Here is an 18,382-nt window from a genome sequence, read left to right as displayed (position 1 = left end):
CGTCTGGCCGTCAACTGGCGAACAGCCGGCGCTCTGCCCGTTCATGATCGGCGGCCAGTACGTCTACGAGGGGGGCAAACGGAGCCATCTCGTCCAGCCCCCGGTCCGCGCTTTCCTCGACTGCGGCCGTCATCACCGGCTGTAGCTCGTTCAGGATTCGCTGGGCATCCGTGTGACCCAGCGAGAGGAGTCGCTGGGCCGCGCCCAGCAGCCCGGTGACGAAGCCGTGACAGCACAGCAGGCAGGCCTCGCGGACGGCGACGCCGGCCAGTCCCGTCGCAACGCCGAGCACGACGGCGTAGTTCCCGGGCGCGTCGTCGGCGTCGACGCGCTCCGCGTAGCGGTCCAGCATGGCCTCGTCGCGCAGTTCCGTCTGGAGTGAGAGCAGTCGGTCGCCGGACTGCTGGGCGCTCTCGCGGAACTCCGCGGCCAGCGTCACGGCCGAGAGCCGTCGGTCGGCCCGGCAGACCTCGTCGAGGTCGCCCTCGGTGGCGGCGGCGTGTGCCGCCCGGAGCGCGACGAGTTCGGCGGGGCCGACCTGCCGGCGCAGGTACGTCGACAGGAGCGCTTCGAGGTCTGCCGCATCCTCGACGCGGTCGTCTTGAATGAACTGTTCCAGCCCGTAGGAAACAGTGTAGGTCCCGACCGGCAAGAACGAATCCGCCAGCCGGAACGATTCGAGCGTCGCGGCGTCGGTCATCGCTCGCCCCCGTCGATAGTGCGGACGCCGTGGTCGTGGGCGTGGCCGCCGTGACTGTGGCCTCCGTGGCCCTCGTCGCCGTGGGTGTGGTCGACCTCGTCATCGTCAAAGGTGGTCGGCGGCACGTGCTCGTACCGCGTCGGCACGTCCGCAGGGAGCAGGTCGGCCACCGTGGCCTCCATCCTCGATTTCGACTCAGTGACCGGGAACAGGGCCTCTTCGCCGCGGACCGCGAGGTTCCAGTGCCTGTTCCCGACCGCGTGACCGACCTCCAGCGCCGCGGTCGATGACACGTCGCTGTCGGCGAAATCGAGCACCAGAGCCTCGACCGCAGCGAGTTCGACGACGACGAGGGTGCCGCCGTCGGCTTCCAACACGTCGCCGTCCGCGAGGTCGCGGGCGACCACGATACCGAGGTCCCGGCCGGCCGTCGTTTCGGTGCGCACCCGCGAGCGCCGCCGTTCGGTGTCCGAGAGCACGACCGTCGCGTGGTCCGACCCGTCGACCGCCTCGGCGACGGCCTCGTCGTCGCGGTGGCCGAGGTAGGTGTCCGCGACCAGCATCAGTACTTCCTCCCGGACGGCGCGGGCGCGTCCAGCAATTCCCGTCGGCCGTGGTCCCAGGCCGCGTGCAGCGTCGACTGCACGGTCTCGGCCCGGTCGCCGAGGGCACGGACCGCGACGCCGGCACCGTTCGGGAGCGCCGTCGCGCCGGCGCGGGCCCTGCCGTCGGCGACGACCGCGTGCAAGGCGTCGCTGAGTTCGCCCTCGTCGCGGTCGGGCGCGAGGACGAACGCCGTCCCGTAGACGGTGAACTCGCCGAGGACGCCGGGGGCCGTCGGGTCGCCGTCGGCCGGCGTCAGGTGCGTCGCGTCCTCGAACAGGAGGCCGTCCGGCCCGTCTGCACGCACGCGGGAGAGGTACCGCTCGAACTCGAAGCGCTCGCCGCGGGCGAGTCGTCCGGGGACGACGACGTCGCTGACGACGGCGGTCGCGCCGGGGGCCAGCTCGACCGACAGCTCCTGCAGGTACCGCGAGTCGGCGTGGAGAATCGTCGGCTCGGGCACGTAGTCCAGATGGCCGCTAGCGCCGACGCTAAGCGTCGTCTCGGCAGCGGCGTAGTTACACGTCATCGTCTGGACCTTCGTCGAACTCTGGGTCGAGACGTGGGCGACGGCGTCCTCGCCGACCTCGATAGTCACGTCGTGGCGGTCCCCCTGTGCGACGCCGCCGGTCGGCGACTGGACCAAGACGGTGTCGGCCTCGGGGAGGGGGTCGTGGCCCAGCGTCCCCGAGATGTGGAACGGGACCGTCGCGTAGTCGTGGACCAGGGTCGTCCCGTCGCCGGTCCGCTCGAAGGTCAGTTCGAGGACGCCGTCTTTCCCGGGCGACCCCACGGCGGCCTGCGGGACGGCTTCGGTCGCGTACCCCTCGAACGCCGGATGGGGCGCGTCGGCGGCCATCAGGCGAACAGCACCCCCTCCCGGACGTGTGACAGCACCTCGTCGACGTTTGTCTCGTCCTTGCAGTTGGTGAAGACGACGGGGCCGTCCCGGACCTCGTCGGCGTCCCGCTCCATCACGTCGAGGTCGACGCCGACGTGGGGCGCGAGGTCGGTCTTGTTGACGACGAGCAGGTCACAGTCGACGACCCCCGGCCCGCGCTTGCGGGGGATGTCCTCGCCCTCGGCGACGGAGATGACGTACAGCGAGTAGTCGGCGAGTTCGGGGTTGAACGTCGCCGCGAGGTTGTCGCCGCCGCTCTCGACCAACACGAGGTCCAGTTCCGGGTGCTCGGCGAGGAAGGCGTCTATCTGCTGGAGGTTCATCGACGGGTCCTCGCGGATGCCCGTGTGCGGGCACGCGCCGGTCTCGACGCCGGCCACGAGGTCCTCGGGGACGACCCCGGCGAACCGCTCGCGGAGCACGTCGGCGTCCTCCTGGGTCAGGATGTCGTTGGCGATGACGCCCACGTCCAGGCCCTGCTCACGCAGTTTCGGGACGAGCGCGGTCAACAGCGACGTCTTCCCGGAGCCGACCGGGCCGCCGATGCCGACCGTCGCCACGTCGCGGTGCGTGAGGCTCACTCCTCGGCCTCCGTCGCGGCGTCGCCGCCGTCGGCCGCCGCGTCCTCGCTCTCGCTGTCGGCCGCCCCGACACTGTCGGAGCGAATCGGGTCGTGAACCGTGACGAGTTTCGTCCCGTCGGGGAACACCGGTTCGACCTGAATCATGTCGATCATCTCCGGGACGCCGTCCATCACGTCCTCGCGGCCGAGCAGTTTCGACGCGCCCGACCGGATTTCGGCGACGGACTGACCGTCGCGGCCGCGCTCGATGCACCAGTCGCTGATGTAGGCGACGGCTTCGGGGTGGTTCAGCGGGACGCCGCGTTCCTTGCGGCGTCGCGCGACCTCTGCGGCGGTAAAGACCGTGAGTCGCTCCTGTTCTTTGGCTGTGAGTTTCATAGCAGGTACCGCTGTGCGAGTGGTAGTTCGGAGGACGGTTCGCAGGTGACGTGTTCGCCGTCGACCCGGACCTCGAACGTCTCGGGGTCGACCTCGATGTCGTCGGGGCAGTAGTCGTTGTACACCATGTCGTCCTTGCCGGGCGTTCGCGCGCCCTCTATCGGCACGACGCGGGAGTCGAGCCCGTACTCCTCGCCGACGCCGGCCTCGGCGGCCGCCGGGGAGACGAACGACAGCGAGAGGGCGTGTCTGGCCTTGCCGACCGCGCCGGCCCGCTCGCGCTGGATGATGGGCTCGCAGGTCATCAGCGAGCCGTTGGCCTCGCCCATCTCGGAGTGGACCGGGAAGCCGCCCTTGAACGTCATCGCCGGCTTGACGCCGAAGAAGGCGGGGTCCCAGAGGCAGATGTCGGCCAGTTTCCCCGGTTCCAGCGTCCCGACGTACTCGTCGATACCCGCAGAGATGGCGGGGTTGATGGTGTACTTCGAGATGTAGCGCTTGATGCGGTGGTTGTCCGCGCCGGTCCCCTCGTCCTCGGGGAGCGGCCCGCGCTGGGACTTCATCTTCGAGGCGGTCTGCCAGGTGCGCGGGATGACCTCGGCCATCCGCCCCATCGCCTGTGAGTCGGAGGTCATCATCGAGATGGCCCCCATGTCGTGCAAGACGTCCTCGGCGGCGATGGTCTCCGCCCGCACCCGCGACTCTGCGAAGGCCACGTCCTCTGGCACGTCGGGGTTGAGGTGGTGACACACCATCACCATGTCGAGGTGCTCGTCGAACGTGTTGTCGGTGTAGGGCATCGACGGATTGGTCGACGACGGGAGCATGTTCGGCTCGCCGACCATCTCCATGATATCCGGCGCGTGGCCGCCGCCCGCACCCTCGATGTGGAACAGGTGCATGGTCCGGCCGTCGACGGCCCCGAAGGTGTTCTCCAGGAAGCCCGCCTCGTTCAGCGTGTCCGTGTGCATACAGACCTGCACGTCCTCGTCCTCGGCGACTTCGAGGCAGGTATCGATGGTCTCGGGCGTCGACCCCCAGTCCTCGTGGAGTTTCAGCCCGCAAGCCCCGGCCGCGACCTGCTCGCGGAGCGGTCCCGGTTCCGAAGCGTTGCCCTTCCCGTAGAAGCCGACGTTGACCGGCCACGCCTCGGCTGCCTGCAGGAAGCGCTTGATGTTCTCCGGGCCGGTCGTGGTCGTCGTCGCCCCGCCCCCGTACCCGCCGCCGAGCATCGTCGTGATACCGCCCGACAGCGCGTGTTCGTGGAGCTGTGCGGAGTTGAAGTGGATGTGGATGTCCAGGCCCCCGGCGGTCGCGATCTTCCCCTCGGCCGGGTACACGTCCGTCGACGGGCCGACGACCATGTCGACGCCGTCCATCGTGTCGGGGTTGCCGGCCTTCCCGATGCCGGCGATTTCGCCGTTCCGGATGCCGATGTCGGCGGCGACGATGCCCAGCACGGGGTCGATAATCGTCGCGTTCGTCAGCACCCAGTCGAGCGCGCCCTCCGCCTGCGTGACGCCGGGTGCCATGCCCAGCCCGTCACGGAGGGTCTTGCCGCCGCCGAACACCGCCTCGTCGCCGTGGGTCCGCAGATCCTCCTCAACCTCGGCGAACAGCTCCGTGTCGCCGAGCCGAACTTTGTCGCCTTCCGTCGGCCCGTACAGTTCGGCGTAGTTCTCGCGGTCGATGTCGCGTGTCACTCCGCTCCCTCCTCGTCGTCGGCCCCGGTGTCTCCGAATCCGGCCGCGCGCATGCGCTCGACCGCGTCGCTCGTGTCCCCGTCGACGCTCCCGTTCACGAGGCCGTTCATCCCGTGGGCGCGGCGCTTCCCGCCGATTTCGACGAGTTCGACGGTCTGCTCGTCGCCGGGTTCGAACCGGACGGCCGTCCCGGCGGGGATGTTCAGCCGCATCCCCATGGCCGCTTCGCGGTCGAACTCCAGGGCTGCATTAGCCTCGAAGAAGTGGAAGTGGGACCCGACCTGCGAGGGTCTGTCGCCCGTGTTCCCGACGGTCACCTCGGTCGTTTCCCGGCCCTCGTTCAGCGTCACTGTCCCTTCGTCCGGGATGACCTCGCCGGGAACGAGTCCGTCACTCATCGCGCCACCGCCCCGCGCATTTCTGACTGTTTGTCTATCATCTGCCCCTTTCTTTGAATACGCATACTAAAATGATTGCTCTCTGCGCAAGTGACGCCCCTATGTCGAGAACTGGATTAAATAATAAAGTTCCGGACCCAGATAAAGGGGTTCGACTATCGAACTGTCCTACTTCCGGGAGTCAACACGACTCACGTCCAGTCTGTCGTCTGTACCGACAGCGATGGCTCCAGTGACGCGGGCGAGGATATGACGGGTGATCTGCGGACTGAGAGCGCAAAACTGCCTGACAGCGGCGAGATAATTCGCTGTGAAAAAATAACGCTTTGACTTCTACTTTTTCCGCATCGAATAATTGGGAGATGAAATTATGAAACAATCCAAACTTAAACTCTAATATTGATGGGTACGGCGACTATTCGTCATATCCTTTGACGACCTTATACTATCAAGAGTGTGTGGTGGACAATATAAGATAAGAGTGGTAAACCTTATTTGCTACCTCCCAGACGGCAACACTGTGAACGATATCATGGACGAACGTTCGGATATCCTGAGTAAAGAACGAGAGATGACCAAATATAATGGAAGTAACAATCCTAACAAAAACCTAGTCTCGGATGTGAAAGCATGAGCCGGTCCCCTCTCAGTCGCCGCCAGTTCCTCGGCGCGAGCGGGGCCGCACTCGTCACCGGCCTCGCCGGCTGTTCCGCCGGTGAAGGTGGGACTTCTACGGACACCGCAAGCAGTACTGATACGCTCAAAATCGGCGTGCTGGAGGACCAGTCCGGGAACTTCGCCCTCGTCGGCGACCCGAAGGCCAAGGCGTCGATGCTCGCCATCGAGGAAATCAACGCCAACGGCGGCATCGACGGCAAGCAGATAGAGACGTTCCAGCGCGACCCTCAGTCGGACAACCAGCGCTACCAGGAACTGACTCGCACGGCGATAAACGAGGAGAACGTCGACGCGCTGTGGGCCGGCTACTCTTCGGCGACTCGGGAGGCCATCCGCCCGATTATCGACCGCAACGAACAGCTGTACTTCTACACCACCCAGTACGAGGGCGGCGTCTGCGACGAGTTCACCTTCGCGGTCGGCCCGACCGCCCGCCAGCAACTCGGCATCGTCCTCCCGTACCTGGTCGAGGAGTTCGGCCCGGACATCTACACCATCGCGGCCGACTACAACTTCGGCCAGCTCTCTGCGGACTGGGTAAAGGTGCTGGCGAACGAAAACGACGCGAACGTCCTCGGCGAGGAGTTCATCCCGCTGAGCGAGTCCTCCTTCGGGTCGACCATCAACCGGATTCAGGAGGCGGACCCGGATTTCGTCATGTCGATGCTTGTCGGGGCGAACCACACGTCGTTCTACGAACAGAAGGCCTCGGCCGGCCTCGACATTCCTATCGGCACGTCAACGGCGATGGCACAGGGGTACGAGCACCGTCGGCTCGACCCGCCCGCGATGGCAAACATCTACGCCGGCGTCAACTACATGGAGGAGGTGCCGACCGAGAGCAATACTGGTGACGGCGGCTTCGTCGACCGGTACTTCGAGATGTACCCCGACGCACCCTACCTCAACGAAGAGGCCGAGACCAACTACTTCTCGACGTACATGTACAAGAAGGCCGTCGAGCAGGCCGGGACCACCGAACAGCCGGAAGTCATCGACGCCCTGGAATCGGGCATCGAACTCGGCACCGAGGAGGCCCCCGAAGCGCCCGAGGGCGAGACTATCAGGCTCGACGGCGCGACCCACCACGTCGACCACCACATGTGGATTATGCGCGCCGACGAGGAGCACAACATCGAGGCCGTCGAGAACCGCCAGATTCCCGAGACGTTCCTCTCGGAGACGGCCGGCTGTAACCTCCCCGAGAACCCGGAGCAGACCCAGTACACCCCGGTCGACTACTACGAGGAGGCCGAGTAGGGATGGTAAACGGGATCAACCTCGCGTTACAGTTCCTCGATAGCTTCGCGTTCATCGTACTCGCCGCGGCGGGGTTGGCCATCATCTTCGGCATCATGGGCGTCATCAACCTGGCACACGGGGAGTTCATTCTTATCGGGGCCTACACTGCGACGCTGGCCGTGACGCAACTCGGACTCCCGCTCGTCGTGGCGATGCTTGTCGGCGGTCTGGTCACCGGCCTCTTCGGGATTCTGACTGAGCGGGTGATAATCTCCGGAGCGTGGCCCAACTATGTCAGCCAGCGGACGCTCGGCCGTGACATCATCGAGCCGCTGTACGACCGACTGGCCGATTCCATGGTCGCCACCTTCGGGCTTAGCCTGATACTGACACAAGGCGCTCGGATACGCTTCGGGAACTCCATCGACCAGATTGCCACGCCGTTCGGTGCGATATCGTACGGGGAGTTCTCGTACTCGTCGTACCGAATCGTCCTGGCCGGCGTCAGCATCGGGCTGCTCCTGGTCACCTACTACCTGTTCACTCGGACGGACTTCGGGATGCGTGCCCGGGCGACGATACAGGACAAGCAAACGGCACAGGCCATGGGCGTCAACACCGACCGGATGTACATGCTGACGTTCGGAATCGGCTCCTCGCTGGCGGGACTGACCGGCGCGCTGTTCGCGCCGGTCATCTCGATGCAGCCGACGCTGGGCGACCAGTTTCTGGTTGAGGCGTTCGTCGCCGTCGTCGTCGGGGGGCCGAGCGTCGTCCTCGGGACCGCGCTGTCGGGGGGTGTCCTCGGGGCGATTCTGGCCACGTTCTCGAATCTCTACGGGACGTTCATCGGCCGTATCGCGCTGCTCGTTGCTGCGCTGATCGCCCTACGGTTCCTCCCTAACGGCATCACCGGCTTCATCGACCAACTGCGGAAACGGAGACAGGAGAGCGACTAGATGGCGAGAAACAGTGCAAACGGCGAGGCGAACAGGTCGCTTCCGGGTCGGCTCCGCAGTCGGTTCGAGGGGCCAAACACCATCGGGGAATCCCGCGGGTTCTGGGGTGGCTTCGCCGCCGCTGTAGCGGCGCTCGCCGTCTACCCAGCCTTCGGTGACAGCTCCCAGCTGTCGCTGTTCATGGTGCTGGCTCTTTTGGGGCTTTCCCTGTCAGTCGTCTGGGGCTACTCTGGCGTGCTGAGCTTCGGGCAGGTCGTCTTCTTCGGCATCGGAGCCTACACGTTCGGCGTCGTCTCGATCAACTTTGCGACCCCGGGTGGGATTACGGCCGCCGTCGTCGCCGGTATCGTCGGCGGTGGCCTCAGCGCAGCGATACTGGGCTACTTCATGTTCTACGGCGGGGTGCGTGACGTCTACGTGACTATCATCACGCTCGTCTCGACCATCGTGCTCCACACGTTCATGGCCCAGACCGCCGGCTCCGAGTGGGCCATCGGCGAGGCGGCGCTCGGCGGGTTCAACGGGATGCCGGACATCCCGCTGTTGACTCTCGGTGTCGGTGGGCTGTCGTACCAGTTCATTTACAACCCGTTCCCGATGCGGGTAATCGGCATCGGAGCGTTTGAGATCAGTCCGTTCTACTACCTCGTCCTAGTGTTGTTGGTCGGGACGTACCTCGCATTGCGAGCCCTCGTCAATTCTGACTACGGTCGCGTGATGGTCGCCGTCCGCGAGGACGAGGACCGAACCGAAATGTTCGGCTACAACGTGACCCGCGTCAAGTTCGTCGTGTTCACGCTCGGCGGCGCACTGGCGGGCCTGTCCGGCGTGCTGTACGCCGCACGAAACGTCTACATCGACCCGACCGTGTTCTCGCTGCTGTTCGCGACGCTGCCGGTCATCTGGGTGAGTATCGGCGGCCGAAAGAGCTTGCTCGGGGCCGTTGTCGCAACGCTTGCCATCGAATACCTCCGCATCTCGATGGCGGGTGAGCTGGCGCTGGTCCTGCTTGGCACTCTGTTGCTAGTGACGATTCTGGTTCTTCCGAGCGGTCTCGTTCCGTGGCTCCACGAGCAGATCGTCGCAACTCGACTCGGACCGGGCGAAGCCGGTGGAGCCGACACACCCGATGCGCCGAGTGAGGTGAGTGACTAATGAGTGATACTGAAACCGAATCCGACATCGACCCGCTTGGACCGAACGTCCGGCAGACCGCTGCGGAACTGGCAACGGGCGACAGAACCGAGACACTGCTGCAGACCGACGGGCTCGTCAAACAGTTCGGCGGGTTCACCGCTACTGACGACGTGGACTTCTCGGTCGCCGAAGGGGAGCTACGGTGTCTCATCGGTCCAAACGGCGCTGGCAAATCAACATTACTGAACCTGATTACCGGTACCTACGAGGCGAGTGACGGCAGTATCTACTACAACGGCCACGATATCACCGACCTCGAACCACACGAGCGGGTGTCACGCGGCATCAGTATGAAGTTCCAGGTCCCGTCCGTGTACGGTGACCTGAGCGTTAGAGAGAACGTCAGACTCCCCGTCCAGCAGTTCGCCGACGGGGAGGAACGACGGCGGCTTGTCGCCGAGGCCATCGGGGCTGCTGGTCTCACCGGCTACGAGGACGTCGAAGCCGGCCAGCTCTCACACGGCCAGCAACAGCAACTCGAAATCGGGATGGCTGCCGCGCTCGAACCCGACCTCCTCCTCTTGGACGAGCCGGTCGCCGGCCTCGACGTGGGCGAGCGCGAAGCTATCGCCGAGCGGATCAGACGGCTCAACGAGGAGAAAGGGATTGCCTTCATCGTCATCGAACACGACACCGACTTCGTCGCGAGCATCGCCGAGGAAGTGACCGTCCTGCACAACGGCGAGGTGTTCCGCGAGGGAGCGATTGCGGAAATCGAATCCGACCCGGAGGTCCAGCGGATCTATCTGGGTGGTGAGTCGTGATGCTCGAACTCGACGACGTTTCCGCTGCCTACGACACGACGCCGATACTGCGGGACGTGGACCTCTCTGTCGAGGAGGGGGAAATCGTCGGCGTGATGGGAAAAAACGGCGTCGGCAAGACGACGCTCCTGAAGACGGTGATGGGTTTACTGGAGTCCAGCGAGGGGACCATCCGCTACGACGGCGTGGATGTGACCCACGCGAGCGCCGACGAGCGCGCCCGGGCCGGAATCGGCTATATCCCGCAGGGCCGGGACGTGTTCCCAAAGCTAACCGTCGAACAGAACATCAAAATGGGTGAGACCATTCGGTCTGACAGCGATGAAACGCTGTACGACCAGATATACGACTACTTCCCCGTACTCGAAGAGCGGGCCAGCCAGGAGGCCGGCACGCTCTCGGGCGGGCAACAGCAGATGCTCGCCATCGGCCGCGCACTGGTCTCGAACCCCGACCTGCTCCTGCTCGACGAGCCCAGCGAGGGCATCCAGCCCTCTATTGTCGATCAGATCAGCCAGGATATGCAGACCATCAACGCCGACCTCGGGACGACGATTCTGTTCGTCGAGCAAAACCTCGGCGTCATCCGTGAGATGGCCGACCGCTGTTACGCGATGGAGCGTGGGACGGTCGTCGACGAACTCGGCCCGTCGACGATTGCCGACGAGGACGCGATTGCGGAGTACCTCGCGGTCTGAGACGGGCTGTTGGCGCTGGTCTGGACCGCTGGCACCGACCTTCTGGCGGTCGCCTACGGAGCGACCCATGGCGGTTCGGACGCGCTGTCATATTGCGTTTCTAACTACTTCCTGATTACACGCAAGCAACCGAATCAACAGGAACTTGAGTACCCATCGTACAGACGTGTACACGAATGTCCGATCGTGATTCTTGGATCTCGAACCTCGGTTTCGTGCTTGCCGCTGTCGGCGGTGCAGCGGGCCTCGGGAACATCTGGCGGTTCCCGTGGCTGACCGCCGGGAACGGCGGCAGCGCGTTCCTCATCGTCTATCTGCTCGTCGTCGTCGGCATCGGCGTTCCGGGACTGCTCGCTGAGTTCGTCCTCGGACGCTGTGGGCGGCAGACGCCAACCGCGGCGTTGCGCTCACTCACCGGCTCCCGCTGGGGGTCATGGCTGGGCGCGTTCAACGTCCTCACAACGCTCGTTATCCTCTCGTTCTACTCTGTCGTCGGCGGGTGGATCCTCCGCTACACGCTCGTCTCGCCGGTCGGAGCCTACTTCGGGCAGCCCCAGCAGTACTTCGGGGCGATGAGCTTCGGGCTCGACGCGGTCGCCTTTCACCTGCTGTTCCTCGGTATCGTCGCTGCTATCGTCTTTTTCGGCGTGAGCCACGGTATCGAACGCGTCTCGAAGGTGATGCTCCCCGGCGTCGTGATTATTCTCCTCGGCCTCGCAGTGTGGACGGCCACCCAGCCGGGTACGGCCGCCGGCTACGCGTTCTATCTCAGCTTCGACGCTGAATACCTCGCCGCGAACTTCCTGAGCGTCATCGGGCCGGCGGCGGGCCAGGCGCTGTTCACCCTCTCGCTCGGCGCTGGAGTCATGCTGACCTACGCCTCGTATCTCGACGATAACGCATCGCTTCCACGGGATACGCTCGTTATCGCAGTCTCAAACACGTTCATCGGAGTCCTCGCCGGACTGGTCGTCATCCCGCTGCTTTTCTCACAGGGCGTCGACCCCGGACAGGGCGGTCCCGGTGCGCTGTTCGTGGCGCTCGCGACGGCGTTTGCGACGCTTCCGGGCGGCGAACTCGTTGCAACCGCGTTCTTTGCGACTGTGCTGATGGCCGCGGTGACCAGCGGCATCAGCCTGCTTGAGACGCCGGTGGCAACGCTCGTCGACAGCTTCGGCGTCCCGCGACGCCGGGCGACGGTGCTGGTATCGGTCCTGCTCGCCGCCACCGGGAGCGGACTGTCGCTCACAAGCTCGGTGTTCCAGTTCGTCTCCGGCACGCTCGCCGACCTCCTCTTGACTGTCGGGCTGTTCGCGTTCACTGTCATCGTCGGCTGGCTGCTGCGCGTGGAAGCGCTGGCCGAGTTCCGCGCCGGAACCGACCGTTTCGAATGGGTAGCCAAGCCGTGGCTTCTAACCGTTAGCTGGGTGCTCCCCGTTGTCGTGCTGTTCCTGTTGACGAACACCCTCGCGTCGCTCGCTGGGATGTCGCTGGGACTCGGCGGCCGAGCGCTCATTGCTGTCGTCGGTACCGTCGCCCTGGCTATCGTCGTTCGAAACGGAAGTCGAAGCGACCTGTTGAGTTCGCAGTAAGACGGCTGTTTTGACTTGTCCCGGCTCTGGAATCCGGCGCTAACACTCCTCACAACCGCAGTAGCGCTCGCAGACTGGGTTCGCACAGTCGGGAGTACGCGCCGAGCAGAACTCTCGGCCGTGGGTAATAAGCAGGACGTGCAGCGGGTAGGTCAGCTCGTCAGGAATGAGGGCGTCTAGCTCGTCGTGGGCGCGCTTGTTAGTCGCCGACTCGGGCACTAGCCCGAACCGCTTGGAGACCCGCTCGACGTGGGTATCGACAGCCATTGTTGGCTTCCCGAAGTGGAAGTTCAGGACGACGCTGGCGGTCTTTGGACCGACGCCCTTGATATCGGTGAGCCAGCCTTTCGCCTCGTCGGTGGGCATGGCGTCGAGGAAGGCAAGAGAGTAGGCACCGCCGGTTTCCTCGCGGATGGCCCCAAGCGCCCGCTGAATACGGGCCGCCTTCTGGTCGGGGAGCCCTGCGACGCGGATGGTGTCGGCCAGCGTATCGTGGTCTGCCCCTTCAATGGCTGCGAAGTCGTCGTACGCCGCAAACAGCGCCTCGGAGGCTCGGCGCGTGTTCTCGTCGGCCACGTTCTGTGAGAGAATCGTCGTCACCAGCTGTCGAACCCCTTCGCCAGGGTCGGCGTCGGCACCGTGGTTGCTCGCACGTTCGACGGGGCCATGCAGCGAGACGAGATCCTCGTGGAGGGCACGAACAGCGGCGGCATCCCACTTCTCAATCGTCGACATATTCCGAGACACGGACTGAACGGACTTCAACACACTGACCCGCTGTTCGGTTTCGATCCACAACGCCCCTAAACCATGGCAGAAGCGACTTTCGACAGAGCCATACCACTCACCGCGTGACTGCCAGCAGGCAGCAGCAAGATCGGAGTCGGGGCAGTCTACCGGGGCAAGTCCCTCTCAGTATCAGCCATGGTGTTTTGCGATGGGGGAGATTAATCACAGACGGCCTCGCCCGGGTATGACGAGACATAGTTGTCACTGATTGTGAATACCTTCTTAGCTATGCAAAGTAAATAGCCGTGCATGGGGATGCGCTGTGAACTATTCGGACACGACTTCGGAGCCTCGAAGATAGAGGAGTCGTACGATGAAGGCGAGCGCGGCACTGTTCTAACCGTTCGTGAATACCGGTCTTGCCAGCGATGTGGCTATATCCGCAATATCTCTGAGAACCACGGTTTGATATCCACTATGGAAGAATCTGACGCAAATGACGGCCTGCCGGACAAGGCCGAATACAGCGCCGAGACTCGGCAGCCAGTGGAACGGCAAGAGAACGCAGCAGACGAGACCGAAGCGACAGACAGGGCGCAGGCGGCGGAACCGGACCCGACCGAGTCGCCCGAATCAGCGTCGACTGCGCCGGACACGGTCGGGGACCAACCCTCGGATACGGAAGTGAGTGATGCGTCTACGACGGAGACTCCACCGACACCACCAGAACGGACTGACGATGCTGTGATCCTGTCTGATTCAGAACCACAGGAGCCAGCCGACGCCGGCACCACGCCGCTGAACAGCGACGATGCAGTCATCATCGATGCTGCTACAGATACTCCACACTCACCGTCTGAAACATCCGAAGGGCCAGATAGTAGAAACGACCGGGACCGGAGCACGCCCACAGTGGACGACGGAGAGAATACTACAACCGACTCGGATCCCACATATACGTGCCCAAGGTGTGCGTTCGAACTCCCTGTGAGTGAGTCGTCGTTCTTTGCCGGTGATGTCTGTCCGCAGTGTCGAGTCGGCTACCTCGAGGACACAGTAGACAGCGAGTCGTGAGCCGTCGACGTGGCCCCATCAGAGCGCGTTGGGGAGATGGTCGTTTCCCGGTGCGTGTCCGATCAGTAGTTTTGGAACAGCAGTTTTCGCACGTCGTCTTTTGTCCGCGCGCTCACTGTCGACCCATCGGGGAGTGTGACTTCGTATGGTTCGTCGTTTTCGTCCGACCGAGTCCACTTTTCATCATGTTCGGTCAGTAAACGGTTCGCGACCGAAAGGGCATCTCCCGGACTGTTGTTGGCTGCCTCGGTTGGTTCGGCTGCGTCATCGGTTTCGACGGCAGCGGATGCTGGACCAGTCTGGGCACCGCCGTGTGCTCCACCGTGCCCGTCGCTCGACGTCTCTCCAGGTCTATCTGGACCAGTTTCCCCCTCTTCAGTACCTTTGCTCGCGCTCGTGTCGGCTTCGATGTCTGCAAGGCGCGTCGCGAGTTCACTCGTCCCAAGCGCCGAGAGCAGTTTCCCTCGCATCTCGTCGGCTTCAATACCACTTCCGGGAACCTCTGGCACATCGGATGCGATGCGCTGGAGTTCCGGATACTCAGCTTCGGCGATTCGCTCGTAGTCGGGACGACTCAGGCCTTGCTCGTCTTCGAGCCGGTCCGGCGGTGTGTACGTATCGAGGAGGTAGGCAACAACATCCTGCGTACGAATATGACCGTACGTCTTGATGAACGCGTCTTCGAGATCCTCCTGCACCGATGTTAAATCCGCCTGTTGTGTGTCCGTAATCTCGATCTCCGGCATCGCCTCTAACATTGGCCGCCCATCTCATAACTCGTTCCCTGGACGGCGAAAACTGACGGAACCATTGTATAGCAGAGACACGCATACTCTGGTATGTGGTGTCCCCGCTGCGATTCAGACCTCAGCACATATACGCTTGCGACCGCTGATCAAACAGCTATCGTCTGTGAATCGTGCGGCTTCGCAGGCATCTCTGCGTCACATCACACCGAGGCCACCCCTCCAGAGTCCTGGGAATTCGCATTTACCCGGTTCAACCAACATCCCGACTCTAACCTCGGCAAGCCGGAAAATACTGACAGAATACCCAGCGTCCCGATTCCGGAACGTGACGAGCCCACAGACCAACCAGAGCTCTCGCTTGAACAGGCTGGTGTTTCAGTCGGCATCTCTCTGGGATCTGATGCGAACACGTTCCAACAGGACGCTGCTGACGAATTGAACCGCGTTATTGACGAGAGTGAACGCGAACTGAGTGGCGAACCCACAGCCAAATATGATGAGAGCGATGGGAACAATCAAAACACAGACACTGATGCCGTCGAAAACGGGGAGGAAACTGAGTAATGCCCACTGTCGGGTCTATCGCTTGGAGCGGGGAGCAGGTCCCAACTGACGCAGGCGAGCAGTAGTGCGATCGGTGAATACCCGCTACTCGGCGGTGGTGTCCGGCTCTTCGGCCTGCTCGGCTTGCTCGGCTTGCCCTTCCCGCTCTTCTTCCGACCGCGCTGCGACGAGCGCTCCCTGTGCAACGCTATACAGTGGGTTCTCAGCCTGACGGACATCGCTAATCGAGAACGGAATCTCAGAGTCGTTGATCCGTTCGGCGAACAGCTCTTCAAAGCCGTCAGGACTCGATGTCCCGCCAGTTACGACAACCGGGACATCCAGTCCCTCCTCGACATCCTCTTCATCAACCTCACTGATGATGTTCTCGATGACGTAGTCGAGGAGATTATCGTAATAAATGCTCAGCGCACCCTCAATCCCACCGACATCCGTCTCGAAGTTTAGCGCGAAGTCTTCCTCTTTTACCGAGGTAACCTTATCGACGGGCGTGCCAGTCGCCTGTGCAGCTTGCTCGTCAATCCAGTCACCACCGCGTGCGATAGAGAACTTCATGACGGGGACTGCATAGTACGACAGACAGACGTTGGTCATCCCTGCGCCGAAGCTGATACCGAGGCCGGTGAACTCACGATTTGCTAGCTCGGAGTAGATAACAGCCATCCCCTCATTGATCGGCTCCGGGCTGTATCCCATATCAGTAAGCAGTGACTCAATGGTCTTTTGATGATACAGCGTCGAGACATCGGCGTCGATAGGGTCCGCAGGAACCGAGAAAAACAGCCGCTCGTTCGGATACTCCGGTTGTCCGACTACCTGTTCAGTAATGAGCTTAATCATCGGAATGGCTGATTGCTCGTCGCTTGAGAGAATCCCAGCCTGCATCGGTCGCCGTGTCTCCTCACTGAAGATGTTCGCGAAATTCAGGGCGTCATCACCAACGATATAGACCCGATCATCTTTGCGGATGTGGAGAACGTCACTTCGCGACAGCATTTGTTCGGCCATGTCGCTGTAGTCAATTTCAACAAAGGAGTTCCGCTGCTGCACGAACACTGTCTCGTTACCGTCTTGACGTGCAGACAGGAGGTTCATCGTACCAACATCGAGACCTTGGGGCATACAGTTGTATTCCTCCCACCAAGTTGAAAAAACTAGCCTATAATATAGAACCAATTACAACTTACGTACCAACACTACAGCGACGGTGCGTAGGAGTCTACTAACACGGTAAAACCTACGCTCCGAGACTGACGCCGTAGATGTCATGTGGCTCAGTCAGACGGATTAATCGAATAATAATGACCGAAGACGTCTCAGAAGTCCCTTCTGCTCCTCGACACCAGTTTCCACATCATCGCCTTCACTCTGTTCATTCCGGAACTCGGTAAGCGCGTTGACCTGCTCTTCGGTTCCAGTACCTCGGTCCGTCTTTGATTGGCCTCCCTGCAGTTGCCTGAGTCCGTCTACTGCGTCGTCAACGTCGTTGCTGTCGGCCCGTGTCGTGGTCGCCTCGGAGTTCTCGATGGCCGTCCGGTCGAGGTCCGAGTCTGTGTCCGGCATATCCAGATTCAGCCGCTTCGTCTTTGGCTGTTGTTCGACGCCACCCCACGATAGCTCCGCCCCCTCCAGAGCCTGCTGTATGTCGTTGTCGACATCGGCTTTGCTGACCGACTCTGATTCACTCTCGGCTGACTCAAGCGATTCGGTCGATTCGCTTGGGGCTGTCGCCTGCTCAAGATAATGCGCGACCAGTGCCGCTCCTGTCGAAGCTGCAAGCGTAACTAGGCCAGTAGCGTAGACGCTAATCGTCCAGACGCTCCCATTGATACCCTCACTGGTTGTCCATCCGTACGGGAAGACATCAACCAGAATTACAGTTGCAGCGAGACAGAAGACCGCGCCAGCGGCACTGACAAACCGGGTCTTGAAACCCACCGGGAGGAGCACGACGACGCTCAATAGCACGGAGGGAAGCCCGATGAACCCGACGACGAGTGCGACCTCTCGGATCTGCCAGTACAGTGTACTCCCGGATTCAAGCACGTTACTGTACAAAAAGAGGCAGAATCCGACAACGGCAAGCGTGACCCCAGCGAAGAAGAGGCCAAACCCGACATAGATGTCTCGCTCTTTCGCCGGTTCGCCGATATAATCGTGATAGGCCGACCTGAGCGTGTCGCGATAGCCCGACACAGGATCGGAAGATTCGGGGGACCTGTTCGATGTAGATGCAGGGCTCATTCAATTTGTCATTTTGTTCGGATGGGTGTTAAAGATGAGCTTACTCAATTCTCCCGGCGATAATTCGAGATCATAATCCCACGATTCACGTCGTAAATAGTGCTGATAAGCGGGGTTTCACTTCATTCCTGTACCACCGCTGGCTGATGGTCGGTGCCACGGTCGAACTTGGCCCTGTACTGCCGGGAGACGTACCAGACGGCAGTGGTACCGACGGCGACGAGAGTCAACCATATTACCGGCAGGAGACCAACCGAGACGTCTCTCACATTTGTCGAAATGAACGCGGTGATAGTCGCGATATACGCTCCACCCATGCGCTGGATGTGCTCGAAAAACCACGTGCGGGGTTCGAGGTCAGTGGCGCGAAACTGGCGGATATCGCTCACAGTCGCGGTGAGCGCGATACCACAGAAGACGAGCATGATGATTCCGAACTGGTTCCCGTCGCTGAGGAACCACGTACCCATGGCGGCAAGGCGACGCCAGACACACCGAAGAGTCCGGTGGCCACCCAGTCGACGATGCTATGGGTGTCGATAGTTCGTTTCCGGGAGAGGACACGATAGCCGGAGAACGCGACGTAGAAGCTGAACACGGCGACGAAGCCAAGGAACACCCGGAGC

The 18,382-nt window shown here is 62.4% G+C and carries 20 protein-coding genes; 8 read left to right on the top strand and 12 right to left on the bottom strand.

Annotated features, from left to right (window positions below):
• Positions 1–10 precede the first annotated feature (10 nt).
• From DVK01_RS14145 to DVK01_RS14115, 7 genes are read right to left on the bottom strand one after another with little or no spacing between them, the layout of a single operon-like run.
• A complete protein-coding gene (locus tag DVK01_RS14145; protein WP_121537215.1) occupies positions 11–700 on the bottom strand; it encodes an urease accessory protein UreF in 690 nt (229 codons plus the stop codon).
• Positions 697–1,263, bottom strand: coding sequence for an urease accessory protein UreE (locus tag DVK01_RS14140; protein WP_121537213.1), 567 nt, complete (start codon positions 1,261–1,263; stop codon positions 697–699). The genes DVK01_RS14145 and DVK01_RS14140 overlap by 4 nt, the downstream gene beginning before the upstream one ends.
• Positions 1,263–2,162, bottom strand: a complete 900-nt coding sequence (locus tag DVK01_RS14135; protein ID WP_121537211.1) for an urease accessory protein UreD — start codon at positions 2,160–2,162, stop codon at positions 1,263–1,265. The genes DVK01_RS14140 and DVK01_RS14135 overlap by 1 nt, the downstream gene beginning before the upstream one ends.
• Positions 2,162–2,785, bottom strand: coding sequence for an urease accessory protein UreG (ureG, locus tag DVK01_RS14130; protein WP_101351576.1), 624 nt, complete (start codon positions 2,783–2,785; stop codon positions 2,162–2,164). The genes DVK01_RS14135 and ureG overlap by 1 nt, the downstream gene beginning before the upstream one ends.
• Entirely contained in the window at positions 2,782–3,165 is a 384-nt protein-coding gene (locus DVK01_RS14125; RefSeq protein ID WP_101351575.1) for an urease subunit gamma, read from the bottom strand. The genes ureG and DVK01_RS14125 overlap by 4 nt, the downstream gene beginning before the upstream one ends.
• Positions 3,162–4,868: an urease subunit alpha gene (gene ureC, locus DVK01_RS14120; RefSeq protein ID WP_121537209.1), complete on the bottom strand. Its 1,707-nt coding sequence runs from the start codon at positions 4,866–4,868 to the stop codon at positions 3,162–3,164. The genes DVK01_RS14125 and ureC overlap by 4 nt, the downstream gene beginning before the upstream one ends.
• The gene (locus DVK01_RS14115) at positions 4,865–5,266 is read right to left on the bottom strand and encodes an urease subunit beta (protein WP_121537207.1); all 402 of its coding nucleotides are present in this window, start codon (positions 5,264–5,266) and stop codon (positions 4,865–4,867) included. Before DVK01_RS14115 ends, ureC begins: the two co-directional genes overlap by 4 nt.
• Positions 5,267–5,896: 630 nt before the next feature.
• On the opposite strand from DVK01_RS14115, the gene DVK01_RS14110 reads away from it, so the two are divergent.
• The 6 genes from DVK01_RS14110 (at position 5,897) to DVK01_RS14085 (ending at position 12,396) form a co-directional block, all read left to right on the top strand.
• Positions 5,897–7,204 (top strand): urea ABC transporter substrate-binding protein, encoded by a 1,308-nt coding sequence (locus tag DVK01_RS14110; protein ID WP_101351572.1) that lies wholly within the window; start codon positions 5,897–5,899, stop codon positions 7,202–7,204.
• Between the two features lie 2 nt (positions 7,205–7,206).
• A complete protein-coding gene (gene urtB / locus DVK01_RS14105) occupies positions 7,207–8,145 on the top strand; it encodes an urea ABC transporter, permease protein UrtB (protein WP_101351571.1) in 939 nt (312 codons plus the stop codon).
• A complete protein-coding gene (urtC, locus tag DVK01_RS14100) occupies positions 8,146–9,300 on the top strand; it encodes an urea ABC transporter, permease protein UrtC (RefSeq protein WP_101351570.1) in 1,155 nt (384 codons plus the stop codon). It begins immediately after the preceding gene.
• Positions 9,300–10,106, top strand: a complete 807-nt coding sequence (locus tag DVK01_RS14095) for an ABC transporter ATP-binding protein (RefSeq protein ID WP_101351569.1) — start codon at positions 9,300–9,302, stop codon at positions 10,104–10,106. The genes urtC and DVK01_RS14095 overlap by 1 nt, the downstream gene beginning before the upstream one ends.
• Entirely contained in the window at positions 10,106–10,804 is a 699-nt protein-coding gene (locus tag DVK01_RS14090; RefSeq protein ID WP_101351568.1) for an ABC transporter ATP-binding protein, read from the top strand. Before DVK01_RS14095 ends, DVK01_RS14090 begins: the two co-directional genes overlap by 1 nt.
• Positions 10,805–10,980: 176 nt before the next feature.
• A complete protein-coding gene (locus DVK01_RS14085) occupies positions 10,981–12,396 on the top strand; it encodes a sodium-dependent transporter (RefSeq protein WP_101351567.1) in 1,416 nt (471 codons plus the stop codon).
• A gap of 39 nt (positions 12,397–12,435) precedes the next feature.
• Here DVK01_RS14085 and nth read toward each other — a convergent pair whose 3' ends face one another.
• Positions 12,436–13,131, bottom strand: a complete 696-nt coding sequence (gene nth / locus DVK01_RS14080; RefSeq protein WP_121537205.1) for an endonuclease III — start codon at positions 13,129–13,131, stop codon at positions 12,436–12,438.
• A 471-nt stretch (positions 13,132–13,602) separates the two neighbouring features.
• Between nth and DVK01_RS14075 the strand changes: the two genes are divergently transcribed.
• The gene (locus DVK01_RS14075) at positions 13,603–14,199 is read left to right on the top strand and encodes a hypothetical protein (RefSeq protein ID WP_233562780.1); all 597 of its coding nucleotides are present in this window, start codon (positions 13,603–13,605) and stop codon (positions 14,197–14,199) included.
• 62 nt (positions 14,200–14,261) lie between these two features.
• Here DVK01_RS14075 and DVK01_RS14070 read toward each other — a convergent pair whose 3' ends face one another.
• A complete protein-coding gene (locus tag DVK01_RS14070; RefSeq protein ID WP_233562779.1) occupies positions 14,262–14,945 on the bottom strand; it encodes a hypothetical protein in 684 nt (227 codons plus the stop codon).
• Positions 14,946–15,038: 93 nt separating this feature from the next.
• Between DVK01_RS14070 and DVK01_RS14065 the strand changes: the two genes are divergently transcribed.
• On the top strand, positions 15,039–15,512 hold the full coding sequence (locus DVK01_RS14065) for a hypothetical protein (protein WP_101351563.1): 474 nt from the start codon (positions 15,039–15,041) through the stop codon (positions 15,510–15,512).
• 84 nt (positions 15,513–15,596) lie between these two features.
• Here the strand turns inward: DVK01_RS14065 and DVK01_RS14060 are convergent, their stop codons facing one another.
• The 3 genes from DVK01_RS14060 to DVK01_RS22295 all read right to left on the bottom strand — a co-directional run bounded on the left by DVK01_RS14060 (position 15,597) and on the right by DVK01_RS22295 (position 18,226).
• Positions 15,597–16,634 (bottom strand): hypothetical protein, encoded by a 1,038-nt coding sequence (locus DVK01_RS14060; protein ID WP_101351562.1) that lies wholly within the window; start codon positions 16,632–16,634, stop codon positions 15,597–15,599.
• Between the two features lie 165 nt (positions 16,635–16,799).
• A complete protein-coding gene (locus DVK01_RS14055) occupies positions 16,800–17,708 on the bottom strand; it encodes a permease (protein ID WP_121537203.1) in 909 nt (302 codons plus the stop codon).
• 170 nt (positions 17,709–17,878) lie between these two features.
• Positions 17,879–18,226: a hypothetical protein gene (locus tag DVK01_RS22295; protein ID WP_198560263.1), complete on the bottom strand. Its 348-nt coding sequence runs from the start codon at positions 18,224–18,226 to the stop codon at positions 17,879–17,881.
• Positions 18,227–18,382 lie beyond the last annotated feature (156 nt).

It is taken from the genome of Haloarcula sp. Atlit-120R, assembly GCF_003665885.1.
GTDB classification, from domain to species: domain Archaea; phylum Halobacteriota; class Halobacteria; order Halobacteriales; family Haloarculaceae; genus Haloarcula; species Haloarcula taiwanensis.
This window is presented reverse-complemented; position numbering and strand designations above follow the sequence as displayed.